Source organism: Trichothermofontia sp. (assembly GCF_053493415.1).
In genome coordinates, this window is the sequence record NZ_JBRCAD010000211.1 from 12,399 (window position 1) to 28,306 (window position 15,908).

Genomic DNA, 15,908 nt, shown 5'->3' on the forward strand with positions numbered 1-15,908 from the left:
GGTAGCGATTGGCTCTGATCTGGTGCGGAATTCCGGCGCTAAACCCAGATCACGCAGACGACCGATCCAGCTTTCCGCTATGGTTGAGATACAGTGCGGCTTCCGAACTCCAACCATGTGGACGCGATCCTTGGAACAACTTGCCTCAAAACCGTTATTCGCAAAACCGGCATTCTTAAAACGATGCTCAAACTGGCTACTCCTGCGGCTGATTGGGGTAGTCCTCCTTGCGGTCTTGTGGGTGTTACTGTCGGCCCGTCCGGCTTGGGCACAGGATAAGACCGTGAACTATACCTATGGTGAACTTCAGGGGCGTGATTTCTCAAACCTGGATCTGCGGCAAGCGGTATTTGCGGCGGCTGACCTGCGCGAAGCCACGTTCGCCGGGGCCGACCTGACACGGGCAATCTTCACCAAGGCGACCCTGCTGCATACCGACCTGACGGGCGCGAATCTCACTGATGCCCTGATCGATCGCGTTAACCTGGAGGGGGCCAATTTGACGAATGCACGGTTTGTGGATGCGATCGCCTCCCAAAGTAGTTTTTACCAAACCACCATTACTGGAGCCGATTTTTCCGGGGCGCTCCTCAACACCTACCAGGTGGTCCAACTGTGTCAGCGGGCCGAGGGGGTGAATCCTGTCACTGGGGTTGCCACCCGCGAGAGCTTGGGTTGCCGCTAGCCAGCGGTTAATGTCGCCCGTCTGTGTCCTTTAGTCGTCTTGCCCATTGTGCTAAGCAAACGTATGCAATCCTGTGGTGAAACCCGCTATCAATGGTGGCGGCAATGGCCCTTTGCCCTGAGTCTGCTGCTCTGTCTCATCGGGAGCTTCTGGCTCACCAGTGGTGCGGCTCTGGCGACCACGCTAACATCGGCACCCGTCCCCACAACGGTGCGATCGATCCAGCCCTACCTCGATCGCGTCAGTCGCAATATCACCGAGTTTCGCCTGGACAATGGCCTGAAGTTCATTGTGTTGGAAAATCACCAGGCCCCGATTATTTCCTTTGTGACCTATGCCGATGTGGGCGGGGTGGATGAACCCGATGGGCAAACGGGGGTGGCCCACTTTTTAGAACACCTGGCTTTTAAGGGAACGCCGAAAATTGGAACCTGGGATTATGCTGCCGAACGGCCCCTATTGGACCAATTGGATCAGCTATTTGACCAGATTCAAGCGGCGAAGGCCAGCGGCAAGACTGATCGCGTCAAAAGCCTAGAGCAACAATTCCAAACCCTGAAAGCGGAAGCGGCCACCTATGTGCGCCAAAACGAATTGGGGCAAATTGTTGAACAAGCGGGCGGGGTGGGTCTGAATGCGGCTACCTCAATGGATGCTACCCGTTATTTCTACAGTTTCCCAGCGAATAAATTGGAATTATGGATGTCGCTAGAGTCGGAGCGTTTTTTGGAACCCGTTTTCCGGGAGTTTTTTGAAGAAAAGGATGTCATTCTGGAAGAACGGCGGTTGCGGCTAGAGAATGATCCGATTAACCGGATGTTGGAGGAGTTACGAGCGGTGGCTTTCCAGGTGCATCCCTATCGCCGATCGCTGATTGGCTATCAAGCAGATATCGAAGCCCTCACGCGGGCCAATGTGCAGGATTTTTTTGATGCCTATTATGTGCCTGCCAATTTAACGATCGCGATCGTGGGTGATGTGAATCCCCAAACGGTGCAACGGATGGCCCAAGCCTATTTTGGTCGCTATCCGGCGGCTCCGAAACCCCCGGCGTTAACGGCGATCGAACCTGAGCAACGGGAACCCCGTGAACTCAGCCTGACCATGCCCACCCAACCCTGGTACTTTGAGGCATACCATGCTCCGGCGATCGCCGATCGGGACTACGTTGTCTATGAACTCATGAGCGATCTGCTTAGTAGTGGTCGCACGTCGCGTCTCTATCGTTCCTTGGTGGAGCAACAGCAGATTGCCTTGGCCGCGCGGGGGTCGGTGGGCTATCCGGCGAATAAGTACCCCAACTTGATGCTGTTCTATGCCCTGAGTGCGCCCGGTCAAAGCTTGGACGATATCGCGAAGGCCCTACACCAGGAATTGGATCGCCTGAAAACTGAGTTAGTCACTGAGGCTGAACTCGATCGGGTGAAAACCCAAGCACGGGCCAGTCTGCTGCGATCGCTGGACTCAACGATGGGCATGGCTTCGCTGCTGGTGGACTATGAGGTGAAAACAGGGAGTTGGCGCAACTTGTTTACGGAGATCGATCGTATTGCTGCTGTTACGCCTGCCGATATCCAGCGGGTTGCCCGTCAAACGTTTCGACCGGAAAATCGCACGGTGGGTCGCCTCTTGAGTGAATCGTAGGGGATATTTCAAGTGTAGAGCTTAAGGCATTATGGTGTGTGTTGCGATGGGCGATTCCAGTTTTTTTCACCACAAAGACACAAAGACACAAAGAAGACGATCATGCGTAGGGGCGGGTTGCACCCAAATCTTTGCCGCCCACTCCCAATATCAATGAACCCGCCCATTTCGTCACGTTCATCCGCCCATGTTTTCACGTCCATCTGTCCATCAATCCCCCCGTCATCCATCAACCCCTAGGGGGCAGGTTTATAGGCATGGTCGTTTTCCCGCCGATCTGCTGCACAACCTGCCCCTACCGGATCTTTGATTGGGTTAATCAGCCCATTTTTTCACGTCCATCCGCCAACCCCTATGGGGCAGGTTTATAGGCATGGTCGTTTTCCCAGTAACCCTCTGAATAACCTGCCCCTACCGGATCTTGATGCAATTTATCGGCAAAGGAAGGAAGAAGATTGTCGTGGCCAATTCGGCAAAGGAAGGAAGAAGATTGTCGTGGCCAATCAAGACCCAATATGGGTAGGGGCGGGTTGCACCCAAATCTTTGCCGCCCACACCAAATCTCGATGAACCCGCCCATCTCCTCCCATCAATCCCCCCGTCCATCCGCCAACCCCTAGGGGGCAGGTTTACAGGCATAGTCGTTTCCCCGCCAGTCTGCTGCACAACCTGCCCCTACCTGATTTTGATGCAATTCATCGGCAAAGAAAGGAACAATATTGTCACGGTTAACCAAGACCCAAAGGCGTAGGGGCGGGTTGCACCAAAATCCTAGCTGCCCACACCAAATCTCCATGAACCCGCCCATCTCCTCACGTCCATCTGCCCGCCTATTTCTTCACGTCCATCTGTCCATAAAAAGCACATATCGATCGCGAAGCATCATAGGTATGATTATGATCAATCTACGATCATCAGCCAAGGATATACAGGGATACAATGACTGCTCAAGTTGAGTTTGAAGTTTCTGCCCCCCCCTTCCATTGGGATGAAGCCGGGGGAATTCGCATTGCCCAAAGCCGCGTGACCCTTGACAGCCTACTCGCTGCATACCAACAGGGCGCAACACCAGAAGAGATTGCTGTCCAATATCCCGTTCTGAGTTTAGGAGACATCTACGCCACAATTTCCTACTACCTCAACCACCGTCAAGCAATTGATACCTACCTAGCACAACGTCAACAGAACGCCGAACAACACCGACAGCAATTTGTTCAACAACATAACCTCGCTGATCTAAGGCAGCGGTTGCGCGATCGTGCTCAGGTCCAATGCAAAAGCCCCGATTGGGCAAGTCATTGATGACTTATGCTTATTTATTGTTTGTAGCCAGCCTGAAGAATATGAAGGCCAGATCCTGTTTATCCCTTTTCCTTAGACCGATTCAACCGCAACCTTATCGTAGATATCCGCGATCGCAATGTCTAAATCCAAACTATCCAGAGTTAACACCGCATCATTTTCGGTATAGGGCGTCAATAACCACTGGCGATCGTTAGTTTTTGTATATTGCTCCAGGTAAATCCGATCCTGCTCAACCAACACATATTCTTGAAACGTGGGAATTGTGCGATAGAGCGCAAATTTAGAACCTCGATCGTCAGCCGCCGTCGAAGGCGAAAGAATTTCGATAATGAGCAACGGATTCGTCAGCGTATCGCGGCGATCGGGTGCATAGACTAGGGGTTGCGCCACAACCATGACATCGGGATAGGTATAGGTCGGGTGATCAGGAATCCACAGCCGCTGATCGGTCATGTATACCTCATAAGGTTGACGCTTTAGCGCAAAATGAATCGCGGCACATAGGTTACCTGCCAATTTATTGTGGTTGGGGGTGTTGGCCACCCTTGGCATAATCTTGCCATCACGATATTCATGACGCTCCGCTGCCGCCACTTCCATTGCTAAGTACTCTTCCGGCAAGTAATGCCGGGGGGCCTCCACCATTGGTGTCAGCGGCTCAGCAGTTGGGATGCTCATGGTCGGTAAACCTCCGCATTGACAATGTCTCAATATTATGTGGTTTGAGCAGGCTATTAGGCACCTCGAATAGTTGAGTTTTTCGAGGCATAACGTTGCATCATGCACCGATGCTGCCGTGACCGTGTAGCGCCGCATGAAGCCAAACTCCACATCCCGATTCACATGATTCTTATCGCCATATAAGATGGCAGCCACGATTTGGCCATCCTTGGCTGCGTAACCGGCCCCCTCAAGATACTCGGCAAACGGCTCGAACAGGGCCGCAATTAAGCCATGTTGTTGCAACTGCTTCCGAGATAACCACACAGTGGTGGCATCCGGCACGCTGTCCGCTAGCCCTAACCCTAAAAATTGCCTGAAGAACAGATGGTTATTGGAAAATCGCTAGAAATCTTTATCATCATTGAACAGTAGGGGCCGATTGCTCCTAAGTCTGTACGGCTTACCGATCCAATTGATAAACCTGCCCTTCTAAAATTGTGAATTGTGAATTTCCAGCAAGCGTAACCCAGTGATACCAGAGCAACCCGATTGGCCACGGCTCCAGAAAGCGCTGGCAAAAGAGGCGGAACAGGGGTTTAACGACCTCGTGGGCCGCCAATATCGCTTTAGCGAATTTCTCAGCCTCAGCCTCAGCCAGTCGAGTGGGCACATCCCCGCCGATCACCAAGAACGCTGGCAACGCCTCGCCGATCGCTATGCTCGCTATCCCGATCTCACCTTTGCCCAACGTCAACATCTCGTTGCTGAAACCCGCAATGTACTTTATCAGACCCGGCGATCGTGGGAAGCGACCCAGCAGTTGAGTTTGGCCCTTACGACGGATGCTCCCCCTGAGGGCAGCAGTGAACGGGAGGTTGGAGAGACGGGCAGGCAGGACGCCTACCCCACAAACCAGAGCAGCAGGGGGGATGCCCGCGCGACGCCTAAGGCTAAACGGCCCCGGACCACGGAGATCCTTCCCGGCCACAGCCAGGGGCAGCAAAGTCTTTCCCTCGACCAAGCCCTCACCCAACTCAATGGCGTGGGTCCCCGCCAGGGGAAACAATTGGGCGAATTAGGGTTAATCACGGTCCGGGATTTGTTGTACTACTTTCCACGGGATTACATTGACTATGCCCGCCAAGTGACGATTCGGGATTTAGAAGCGGGGGAGACAGTTACGGTGGTGGCGAGTGTGAAGCGCTGCAATTGTTTCACCAGTCCCCGCAATAACAAACTCACCATCCTAGAATTGGTTCTCCAAGATCATACGGGTCAAATTAAACTGAGCCGCTTTATGCCGGGGGCACGGTTCACCAATCGCAGTTGGCAGGAGCAACAACGGCGGCGCTTTCCCCCAGGGGCGATCGTGGCGGCGTCCGGGTTTGTCAAAGAGAGCAAGTATGGCTTAACGATCGAGCAACCGGAAATCGAAGTCCTTGATCACCAGGGCAGTCAGATTACGTCCCTGAAAGTGGGGCGGGTGGTGCCCGTCTATGCCCTCACCAGTAATCTGGGTGCCGATGTGATCCGACGGGCCGTCTTGGCCGCGTTACCTGCCGCGAAGCAACTCAAGGAACCCTTACCCCAAGCCATGCGCCAGAAGTATGGCCTGATTGATTTACCCACCGCGATCGCCCACATTCACTATCCCCCCGATCCCGACAGCGGTGCCCTCGCCCGACGGCGGCTGGTGTTTGATGAGTTTTTCTACCTGCAACTCAGCCTGCTGCAACGGCGATACCAACAACGCCAAAGCCAGCACAGTGTGGCCCTCGCTCCCACTGGCAAACTCATTGACCAGTTCTATCAACTTCTCCCCTTTCAACTCACCGGGGCACAGCAACGGGTCATCAACGAAATCCTCACGGATTTACAACAGTCCCAGCCCATGAATCGCCTTGTGCAGGGAGATGTGGGGTCTGGGAAAACCGTGGTAGCTGTGGTGGCCCTGTTGGCTGCGATTCAGGCCGGATATCAAGGAGCCATGATGGCCCCAACGGAAGTGTTGGCTGAACAGCACTATCGCAAATTGGTGGAGTGGTTCAACCTGTTGCAACTGCCGGTGGAACTGCTGACCGGATCAACACGCACCGCCAAACGCCGGGAAATCTATCGTCAATTGGCAACCGGTGAACTGCCCTTGATTGTCGGTACCCATGCCCTGATCCAAGATACGGTTCAATTTCACCAATTGGGCCTGATTGTGATTGATGAACAACACCGCTTTGGGGTCGAACAACGGGCCAAACTGCAACAAAAGGGCATTGATCCCCATGTGTTAACGATGACCGCCACGCCGATCCCCCGAACGCTCACGTTAACCCTGCACGGGGATTTAGATGTGAGCCAAATTGATGAACTGCCCCCCGGTCGGCAGGCGATCCAGACTACCGTGTTGTTTAATCGCGATCGCCCTCATGCCTATGATCTGATCCGTCGGGAAATTGCCCAAGGCCGCCAGGTTTATGTGGTACTGCCCCTAGTGGAAGAGTCGGAAAAGATGGACCTCAAATCGGCCACAGCGGAATACCAACGCCTTCAGGAAGTCATCTTTCCTGAATTTCGAGTGGGATTATTGCATGGGCGTATGAGTGCAGCCGATAAAGAGGCCGTCATTAACCAATTTCGGGACAAGCACTTACACATTTTGGTCTCGACAACGGTGATCGAAGTAGGCGTTGATATTCCCAATGCCACGGTCATGCTCATTGAACACGCGGAGCGATTTGGTCTCTCCCAGTTGCACCAATTGCGCGGTCGGGTAGGGCGGGGGGCGCAGCAGTCCTATTGTTTGCTAATGAGCAGTTCCAAGGCGGAAAATGCCCAACAACGGTTACGGGTTTTGGAACAGTCCCAGGATGGCTTTTTTATCTCGGAGATGGATCTACGATTCCGGGGGCCGGGGGAAGTCTTGGGGACACGCCAATCGGGGCTACCGGATTTTGCCCTCGCGAGTCTCCTCGATGATCAGGAAATCTTAAACCTAGCCCGTGGGGCAGCAGAACGGGTGATGAAACAAGATCCTGCCCTTGAGCGTTGGCCTTTGATGAAACAAGAATTAACCTATCGCTATCAACGGCTATTGGGTGGTGCGATTTTAATTTGATGGGGAGCATCCCAGCTTGGCAACATACAGCCCTCATCCCCCAACCTCTTCTCCCAAAAGGGGTGAAGGGGAGCCAGATTTCCAAGTCCCTCTCCCGTCCTGGGAGAGGGATTTAGGGTGAGGGTAGCAAAAGTGGGATGCACCCGATCTGATGTGCTGGAAGGATCTTGGGGCAATCTAATTTGTTAGAAATGGGCAGGTTTATCTAGATGGCTGGTCTGTGGTCCAGATTTGGCTGCAACCCGTCCCTACAACAATTTTGGGTATTCCTGTCGTCGGATGCTTTAGAGTTTATACCCAATTTGGCGGAGGAGCGATCGCCGGGATTCAATATCAGCGGGAGCCTCAACACCCTGCGGTGAGGCTCCATCAATCACACCTAAAATGCCGCGTCCTTGGTTGGTCTCAGCAATAATTACCTGGACGGGATTGGCCGTTGCACAGTAGATAGAGCAAACCTCTGGGCACTGTTTAATGCCATTGAGAAAGTTGATGGGATAGGCCTCTTTGAGCAGAATAATAAAGCTGTGACCGGCCCCGATCGCTTGGGCATTGGCGATCGCGGCTGCCTGCAAAGCCTCATCATTGCCAACGGCGCGAATTAAACAGGGACCTGATGCCTCGCAAAAAGCCAAACCAAACTTAACCTGGGAAGACGTTCCCACCAATACTTCATAAAGATCTTCAACCGTTTTAATAAAATGGCTTTGGCCCAGGATGAGATTACTTCCTTCTGGCAAAGTCAGGTCAATCGTGTGCAGTTCCATTGTTAAGTCCCTTGTCAAAGGCCCCAATTAAATCTAGCAATCCTAAATGATTCAACTCGGTATTTGGGGGTAAGCTTCTAGCCTGGGCGGGCAGGATGCCCACCCCACACTTATAAATCACCCGGAATGGCTATATTCAAACTGATGACATCATAGCGATAGGGCTTCATGGACCTGCATTCGCTTAAATTGGGTGCTGACTCCCTGTTGTTGTAAGGCTTGGGCAAAGGCTTCGGGTGTTCCCGTCAGGTTAAAAACCCCAAAGTGCATGGGCACGACCATTTTGGGTTTCACTAAACGGACAGCTTCGGCGGCTCGATCGGGTCCCATTGTGAACTGATCCCCAATACAAGCCAACATCACATCGACGGGATGAAATTTAGGGATCAAGGCCATATCGGTAAACACATCCGTATCCCCCGTATGGTAAATTGTGGGGCCATTTTTGACGGTAATAAGAAAGCCGCCTGGATTTCCCGCAAAGATTGCCGGACTACCATCGGAGGCGATCGCGGAACTATGAACGGCTGGCACAAACAGAACCCGCACCTCACCATTGAGCAGCGATAATTCCCCGCCGAAATTCCCCAAGGTATCAAACCCCACCTGATCAGCCGGATACCCACTGATACTCACTAGGGCATTCCCTAAATCAAAAGTGCTGACTAATTTTGCGCCCGTTTTTTTGGCAATGGCGATCGCATTCCCCACATGATCCCCATGACCGTGGGTAACAAGAATTAAATCGGCCCGATCGAGTTCGGCCAAATCAGATTGACCCGTTGGGTTCATGGGATTTTCCAGCCAGGGGTCGAGGAGCAAAACCTTACCACTTGGCGTTGTCACCCGAAAGGCCGCGTGACCATACCAGTACAATTCGGTGGCCGCTGCCGCTTGCGCTGGGCTAGATCACAGGCCGCTACTGAACCATACCAGTGCCAGCACCAACACCGCGATCGTCCCCAGACGCGCCCAGAATCTTGACCAGAATTGCGACGCGATCGCTTGCCCCCATTGGCCTAGAGGTAACCGTCGCTCTGGGAGGGTGAATCGCATCATCCTTCGGCTCCATCGCTTCATCCGCCATCATCTCCAAGTATGTCGTAAGCACTGTAGTGCTTATGCTGCCCCCAAGGCAATCGGGGCTGCGAGAGGATCAGGCAAAGGGTCACATCGAATGGAATCTCAGTATCAAACCGTGCTTAATTGACAAGCAGCCCCTAAACCAATCCCCATCTCCTGAGGAGTAATTTTGCCATCGCCATCGGTATCTAGGGCATCAAACACCACATCCGTCCCCATCCATTCTTCACGGGTAATGAAGCCATCGCCATCCAAATCATAGGTTTGGAAAAGCTTCTCTGCCGTGCGATTTACCACCTCACACCCTTCCAACTGGCGCAGGCGTTTTTCGAGCAACGCTTCTAGGCTTTCCAGTGCCTTGGTAAATCCGTGAATCCCCTCGGCTAGCTTTTCCGAAGCCATACGATCGGCAGCGTGCATTTGGTCAAAAGTAGCCCGATCGATGTGAATTTCCTCAATATCCATTGTCGCCGCGTGACCCGGCTCTAACTTGCGGGGGAGATCCGCCTGGGTTGCCTCCAACTCACTCAACAATTTAGGCGAAATAGTCAGCAGATCGCAACCTGCGAGTTCACAAATCTCCCCAATATTACGGAAGCTAGCCCCCATCACTTCGGTCTTGTAGCCAAACTTCTTGTAATAGTTGTAGATCGTGGTCACGGACTGCACCCCTGGATCTTCAGCCCCGACATACTCTCGCCCAGTTTCCTTCACATACCAGTCGAGAATGCGCCCGACAAAGGGAGAAATTAGGGTAACTCCGGCCTCGGCACAGGCGATCGCTTGATGCAGCCCAAACAGCAAGGTCAAATTACAGTGAATCCCTTCTTTTTCGAGAACCTCGGCAGCACGAATACCTTCCCAAGTCGAGGCGATTTTGATCAAAATGCGATCGCGGCCAATCCCAGCCTTTTCGTACTCTGAGATTAAATACCGAGCCTTAGCGATCGTAGCGTCAGTATCATAGGACAGACGCGCATCCACCTCCGTGGAAACCCGACCAGGAATAATCTGTAAAATGCGTTTACCAAAGGCCACCGCTAACCGTTCAAAGGCCAGCGTTGCCACCTCAGATTCACTGGCATCTGCCCCCGCCTCCGCCCTAGCATGGCGCAGGGTTTCATCCACAATTTCCTGGTATTGGGGCATTTGGGCGGCTGCCGTAATCAACGAAGGATTCGTCGTCGCATCACGGGGTTTGAATTGCTCGATCGCCTGGATATCGCCCGTATCGGCCACCACGATCGTCATGCCACGTAATTGTTCCAGTAGGCTCGTAGACGTAGACATAAGTAACTCCTAGATTGAATAGTTGGAACAATCGAACGACTTCCTCGGCAAAGTCAGCGATCGCGATCGGCAACCCTGTGATCAACAACCTGGACGAGTTGTTGCACAATGGTGAGCATTTGACTTCCCTGATCCTGAACAACTTTCTCCAGGCGATCTAAACCCTGGTGCATTTGTTGCCCTTGTTGGCGTACTACCTGCTCCAGGCGATCTAAACCCTGCTCCATACGCTCAAAGCCCTGCTCCATGCGTTGGCCTTGGGCCTCAGACTCAAGGCGGAGAGCGGTGATTGACTCGGTTAATTCGCCAATTTGCTGGGTTTGCAGTTCCAAGTGCCGAGTATTTTGCTGTGTCGCCCTCACCAAATCAGCACTGAGGACCAGCAACTCCCTTAGGTCTATTTGTGTTTCCGCTCGCGATTCCGCCATTAGCCCTCCTCCATCGGTGCTGTCAAAAACAGAGCGCGATCGCACCCTAGTCACCCATTGCCCCACTTAAACTTTACCCACTGATCGGCGGCAGTTGCCAATCACCATCATTGCCCCCTGCCCCACGCTAATGATCGAGGACTTGCCAGGACGTATTTATAGGGCATAGTTGCCGAGCATTATGGATACAGCAGACCAGGAGTCGGGCACCACCGCCTCGACTCCCCATCGTGGACCTATTCCTTCGCCGCCATTGCCAGCATCAAATCAATCAGGCGCTGGGAATATCCCCACTCATTGTCGTACCAGGACACTACCTTAAAGAAATTCGCATTCAGTTCAATCCCGGCTCCCGCATCAAAAATACTAGAGTGGGGATCGGTTGTGAAGTCGCTCGAGACCACCGCATCGTCGGTATAGCCCAGAATCCCTTTAAGGGGTCCCTCGGCAGCAGCCCGCATCGCGGCACAAATCTCCGCATAGGACGTGGCTTTCTCTGTTTTAAAGGTCAAGTCCACAACGGAAACGTTAGGCGTTGGCACGCGAAAGGCCATCCCCGTCAGCCGCCCCTTGAGGGCCGGTAAGACTAACGTCACCGCCTTCGCAGCTCCGGTAGAAGCCGGGATAATATTTTGAGTCGCACCCCGTCCCCCACGCCAGTCTTTTTTGCTGGGACCATCCACCGTAGGCTGGGTAGCGGTCATGGCGTGAATCGTCGTCATCAGCCCTTCCGCTAAGCCAAAGTTGTCGTGAATCACCTTGGCAACGGGGGCTAAACAATTGGTGGTACAACTGGCATTGGAGACGATCGTATCCGTCGCAGGATTGAAATCCGTATGGTTGACCCCGACCACAAAGGTGGGAACCTTATCCGGGTCCTTGGTGGGGGCGGAGAGGATCACACGGCGGGCACCAGCTTTGAGGTGATTGGAGGCCCCTTCGTGGCTGGTAAACAGCCCCGTGGACTCGATCACATACTCGGCTCCCAGGCTCCCCCAGGGCAGTTCTGCTGGATTGCGCACGGACAAACAGGGGATGAAGCGATCGTTCACCACAATCCCGTCGTCCTTGGCAACCACCGTCCCCTGAAAAGGACCGTGGGTAGAGTCGTACTTGAGCAGATAAGCAATATTATCAGCCGGGACCAGATCATTGATCCCAACAAATTCTAGATTAGGGTTGGCGATCGCAGCCCGAAAAACCAGTCGCCCAATTCGGCCAAATCCATTAATCCCAATTTTGAGTGGTGCCACTATCGTTACTCCTATTCAGTCAGTGACAAGGGGTTCAGAAACAGTTTGTAATATGCCTTTGGGATTTGCAACGACTGTTTAGAAAAACTTCAGGATTTCCACCCGTTACCGGACGATTAACGCATAATCCGCTTGTAATCCCGATAACATCCAAGTCTAAAAGTTTATCATTTTTTGTGCAAAATTCTAAAATAAAGATAAAAAAAAGAGATGTCTTGCCCGTCATGTTTTACGGTTATAGGCTAAGGGATTTTAACTCATCGTCATTTTTTGAAAAAAAAACGACTATTCCAGGGTAATTTAAGCTTCAGTGTAACTTAGGCTGTAACCTAAAAGACTAGATTTCGAGATTTTTCGAGAATTTTGATGACACTTCTCTGACGTGCTAGAGATAGACTAAGGGCAATAGATCGGCCTTGCTCAGTTTGCTGTCTAGAAGCAGTTTCCTAAAGATTTGCTAACTGACCTCTGGCTTATGCTAGGTTATTTCCAACCATCGATATGTTTTAATTAGATAACATTAGGACTTGCAAAATGCCAGAAATTAGGCTTTAAGATAAAAGCGTAATTGTCGAGGTCATGTTGGGATCTGGACTCAGCAGGAATCTTTTAGGATTTGCTCATGCTTCTGGTAATGGTTCTGTGACCCTAGGGGTGAACACACAGGTAGCCCTGCGCCATCCTCCCGATGCTAGTCTCCAGATTGCTCCATATTCAGTATCAGTAGTAGTTTTGTAGTAGTGGTCCGGGGTAACGATCGATGACGAAACGAGTGGGTATCCTTACAAGCGGCGGTGACTGTCCGGGTTTGAATGCAGCGATCCGGGCCGTGGTCAGTCATGCCACCTTAACCTATGGCTGGGAAGTGTTGGGTATCCCGTATGCAACCCAAGGGCTACTGGAGGCGAAGGCATCACACTTAACGGTACATTCCCAAGATTTGCGGGGAATTGATCCCCTCCTGAGCTTGGGGGGGACGATTCTGGGGTCTGTCAATAAGGGGGATACGGCGGCGAACGCCGATGCGATTATTGCCGGATATCACAAGTTGGAATTAGACGCTCTGATCGCGATCGGCGGCGATGGCAGTCTGGCCATTCTTCACGATCTCGCGATGAAGGGGAATTGGAACCTCGTCGCCATCCCCAAGACCATTGACAACGATGTTGCCCTCACCGAGCGTTCGATCGGCTTTGACACAGCCGTGAATACGGTGACCAACGCCCTCTACAACCTCTCCTGTACGGCAGCTAGCCACGATCGCGTCATGGTGGTGGAAGTTATGGGCCGCAACTCTGGTCACCTGGCCCTGAATGCGGGTCTGGCTGGGGGAGCCGATGTCATTTTGATCCCCGAAATTCCCTACACGATCGACAGTATATGTCGCAAAATTCGCGAACTGCGGGAGCGCTGGGGTCGGTGTTTTGCGATCGTCGTGGTTGCCGAGGGGGCACGAACCATCGAAGGGGAATTTGTCGGCGAAAAAGATGACAAGGGGCATTTGCGCTTCCACGGGATTGGGGATTACATCGCCGATCAGGTCTGTCGTTGTAGCAAGAGCAATTTAGAGGCACGGGTAACCGTCCTGGGGCACGTGCAACGGGGGGGGATTCCCTCCGCCCTCGATCGCCTCCTAGCAACTACGTTTGGTAAAGCCGCCGTCGATCTGGTGGCTGAGGGACGCTTCAATCGGATGGTGGCTTGGCAGTACGGCGAACTGATCAGTGTTCCCCAAACCGAAGTCTTTGCCAAGAGTCCCACCTTTGTTGACCCAAATCACTTCCTGGTGCAAACGGCCCGTGCCTTGAATACCTACGTGGGTGAGTTACCCCCGGAATCGGCAACCTTTGCGCCGGAGGTGCAGGGGAGTCATCCGGTAGCCCCCCTGCCGGTGTAATAGGGAAACCATCGCCCGTAGTGAAGCAGCTTCAGGCGGGCGGGTAGAGCACCCGGTAATGGCTTTGGACAAACCCACAGGCATACCCACGGGTGGCGATCAGTTCCAGGGAGAGGTCTTGGGGCAAAGGGCCAAATAGGGGACGGCCCACTCCCAGAAGTACCGGAATTTGGGTGATGATCAGATCCGCAATCAGGTTTGCGACCAGAAAGCGCTGAATCGTGACGCCACCATCAATATAAAGGTGTTGGTACCCCTGCTCGGCTAGCTGGACCATTAACTCGATTGGGGAAGTATCCGTCCAGGTAACAGTCGCGGGGAGACCGGGCGGTAAAGTCCGCTGACGGCGACTGAGGACAATCACTGGGAGGGAGCCATAGGGCCACGGCTCAAAGGCTTGTACCGACTCAAAGGTTTGGCGACCCATCACGATCGCATCCACGGTCGCCACAAAGGCTCCGTAGCCAAAATCCTCCCCTGGGGGGACCTTCGCATTCGCCGCGTCTAGCCAGTCAATCCGACCATCGGGACGGGCAATGAAGCCATCCAGGCTGGTGGCGATGAACACAGAACATTTAATCGGCATCGCGATCGCAAGGAAGGGATAGATCTCTTAATATAGGGCCTTTAATCACCGCCTCTCCCCGTTCGCGCCAGTACATGACAAAATCAGGGACAAATCTGCTGTTCAGGGAACCTATGCCAGAGTTCAAGCCGCTCCCCCCCTCCTCCGATAGCTTCGCGACGCCCAAGGCGCATCGCAACCTCACCCCTGACCAATATGCCCGTCTTAAGGCGGAAGCTGCGGCCCCCTATCGAGGCTTGCGCCTATTTATCTATTTTGCGTTTGCGGCGTCGGGGACGATCGGGGCTGTCATTTTTCTCAGCCAACTTTTGGCCGGTCATAACGTCACCAATCTTCTGCCCAACCTAGCCCTGCAATTGGGGGTCGTAGCCCTCATGCTCTGGCTATTTCGACTCGAAAATCGGACCCCAGGGGATCGCTAATCCCTCCAATCTTGCCATGTCTTTGGGCAGGATTGGCGAATTTAGCGTGGCGGCTCATCCCCCCAAACCGGAGAGTCAATATACTTGCCATAAGTTACAAATGTGCATTTTTTGTTGTAAAAATTAAAAATCGATCATATTTCGACAAGGAAAATAAAGAAAGTATTACGAAAGCAGAGATTCTTTAGAAAGTCAGGGCATGATGATGGCAGTTCAAATGGGGCCACCCTGATAAAGGCTCTAACCGATAACACCTAGGATTTAGGGCTAACGTGTCAGCCTCACCCTTTTATAGAGGCAAGGGCGCGTTAGCTTTTTGATGTGCAGCGGGGTGTGCAGGACCCGGTGGGGTTAACGGGGCTGGGCGATCGCCAGCGGCACCCGGTAGACTAGCAGGCACAGGCGGTTCTCGCCATTGTTGCCGTTCACTGTTCTAGGGATATGACGATCGTGCTGCATTTGGGGGGGATCTGGGTCCAACCTAGGAGCCAAGTGATCACCCGCTTATCCGCCTTTGGGGCCTACTCCCGCCATCGGCTTTGGTCATTAGCACTTGGGTTAGGGTTAGGGGTCATCGGCGGGCCGATCGCTCCTGGCTGGGCCTACACAGAACCGGTGCTCCAGGTGGGTATTGTCCAGCGGTTTAGCAGCAAGCCCGATGACCAATTAACCCTCCGGGCACTTGCGGGTGATCGCCTCACCCTCCGGTTTGAGACCAATGGTCAACCGGAAACCCTTCAGGCTACCCAGGTGCGCTTGGAAGCCACCCGCCGCCC

15 protein-coding genes and 1 pseudogene are annotated in these 15,908 nt (G+C 53.2%); 7 read left to right on the forward strand and 9 right to left on the reverse strand.

Going from position 1 to position 15,908, the window contains the following annotated elements:
* Positions 1 to 115 precede the first annotated feature (115 nt).
* The 3 genes from ACWIUF_RS18850 to ACWIUF_RS18860 all read left to right on the forward strand — a co-directional run bounded on the left by ACWIUF_RS18850 (position 116) and on the right by ACWIUF_RS18860 (position 3,631).
* Complete coding sequence (locus ACWIUF_RS18850) at positions 116 to 685, forward strand: pentapeptide repeat-containing protein (protein ID WP_448574069.1); 570 nt, start codon at positions 116 to 118, stop codon at positions 683 to 685.
* A 63-nt stretch (positions 686 to 748) separates the two neighbouring features.
* The gene (locus tag ACWIUF_RS18855) at positions 749 to 2,329 is read left to right on the forward strand and encodes a M16 family metallopeptidase (protein WP_448574070.1); all 1,581 of its coding nucleotides are present in this window, start codon (positions 749 to 751) and stop codon (positions 2,327 to 2,329) included.
* A 939-nt stretch (positions 2,330 to 3,268) separates the two neighbouring features.
* Complete coding sequence (locus ACWIUF_RS18860) at positions 3,269 to 3,631, forward strand: DUF433 domain-containing protein (RefSeq protein ID WP_448574071.1); 363 nt, start codon at positions 3,269 to 3,271, stop codon at positions 3,629 to 3,631.
* Between the two features lie 72 nt (positions 3,632 to 3,703).
* On the opposite strand, the gene ACWIUF_RS18865 is transcribed toward ACWIUF_RS18860, so the two are convergent.
* Positions 3,704 to 4,312: a Uma2 family endonuclease gene (locus ACWIUF_RS18865; protein ID WP_448574072.1), complete on the reverse strand. Its 609-nt coding sequence runs from the start codon at positions 4,310 to 4,312 to the stop codon at positions 3,704 to 3,706.
* Positions 4,313 to 4,826: 514 nt separating this feature from the next.
* Here ACWIUF_RS18865 and recG point away from each other — a divergent pair.
* Positions 4,827 to 7,406 (forward strand): ATP-dependent DNA helicase RecG, encoded by a 2,580-nt coding sequence (gene recG, locus ACWIUF_RS18870; RefSeq protein ID WP_448574073.1) that lies wholly within the window; start codon positions 4,827 to 4,829, stop codon positions 7,404 to 7,406.
* 284 nt (positions 7,407 to 7,690) lie between these two features.
* Here the strand turns inward: recG and ACWIUF_RS18875 are convergent, their stop codons facing one another.
* From ACWIUF_RS18875 to gap, 6 genes are all read right to left on the reverse strand, one after another.
* Positions 7,691 to 8,173, reverse strand: coding sequence for an adenosine-specific kinase (locus tag ACWIUF_RS18875; RefSeq protein WP_448574074.1), 483 nt, complete (start codon positions 8,171 to 8,173; stop codon positions 7,691 to 7,693).
* Between the two features lie 150 nt (positions 8,174 to 8,323).
* Positions 8,324 to 9,049, reverse strand: a complete 726-nt coding sequence (locus ACWIUF_RS18880) for a metal-dependent hydrolase (protein ID WP_448574075.1) — start codon at positions 9,047 to 9,049, stop codon at positions 8,324 to 8,326.
* Positions 9,050 to 9,082: 33 nt separating this feature from the next.
* Positions 9,083 to 9,232, reverse strand: coding sequence for a hypothetical protein (locus tag ACWIUF_RS18885; protein ID WP_448574076.1), 150 nt, complete (start codon positions 9,230 to 9,232; stop codon positions 9,083 to 9,085).
* A 132-nt stretch (positions 9,233 to 9,364) separates the two neighbouring features.
* Positions 9,365 to 10,546: a transaldolase gene (locus ACWIUF_RS18890; RefSeq protein WP_448574077.1), complete on the reverse strand. Its 1,182-nt coding sequence runs from the start codon at positions 10,544 to 10,546 to the stop codon at positions 9,365 to 9,367.
* Between the two features lie 53 nt (positions 10,547 to 10,599).
* Positions 10,600 to 10,974, reverse strand: coding sequence for a hypothetical protein (locus ACWIUF_RS18895; RefSeq protein ID WP_448574078.1), 375 nt, complete (start codon positions 10,972 to 10,974; stop codon positions 10,600 to 10,602).
* A 236-nt stretch (positions 10,975 to 11,210) separates the two neighbouring features.
* Positions 11,211 to 12,227, reverse strand: a complete 1,017-nt coding sequence (gene gap / locus ACWIUF_RS18900) for a type I glyceraldehyde-3-phosphate dehydrogenase (protein WP_448574079.1) — start codon at positions 12,225 to 12,227, stop codon at positions 11,211 to 11,213.
* 760 nt (positions 12,228 to 12,987) lie between these two features.
* Between gap and ACWIUF_RS18905 the strand changes: the two genes are divergently transcribed.
* Positions 12,988 to 14,124 carry an ATP-dependent 6-phosphofructokinase gene (locus ACWIUF_RS18905; RefSeq protein ID WP_448574080.1) on the forward strand — a complete coding sequence of 379 codons (1,137 nt, stop codon included), beginning with the start codon at positions 12,988 to 12,990 and terminating at the stop codon, positions 14,122 to 14,124.
* Positions 14,125 to 14,155: 31 nt separating this feature from the next.
* Here ACWIUF_RS18905 and ACWIUF_RS18910 read toward each other — a convergent pair whose 3' ends face one another.
* Entirely contained in the window at positions 14,156 to 14,710 is a 555-nt protein-coding gene (locus ACWIUF_RS18910; RefSeq protein WP_448574082.1) for a dihydrofolate reductase family protein, read from the reverse strand.
* Between the two features lie 113 nt (positions 14,711 to 14,823).
* Here ACWIUF_RS18910 and ACWIUF_RS18915 point away from each other — a divergent pair, with 113 nt between their 5' ends.
* Positions 14,824 to 15,132, forward strand: coding sequence for a DUF3493 domain-containing protein (locus tag ACWIUF_RS18915; protein WP_448574084.1), 309 nt, complete (start codon positions 14,824 to 14,826; stop codon positions 15,130 to 15,132).
* A 351-nt stretch (positions 15,133 to 15,483) separates the two neighbouring features.
* Here the strand turns inward: ACWIUF_RS18915 and ACWIUF_RS18920 are convergent, their stop codons facing one another.
* The gene (locus tag ACWIUF_RS18920) at positions 15,484 to 15,612 is read right to left on the reverse strand and encodes a hypothetical protein (protein ID WP_448574085.1); all 129 of its coding nucleotides are present in this window, start codon (positions 15,610 to 15,612) and stop codon (positions 15,484 to 15,486) included.
* Between the two features lie 12 nt (positions 15,613 to 15,624).
* Between ACWIUF_RS18920 and ACWIUF_RS18925 the strand changes: the two are divergent.
* Positions 15,625 to 15,908 (forward strand): annotated as a pseudogene (locus ACWIUF_RS18925) (hypothetical protein); the annotation flags it as partial.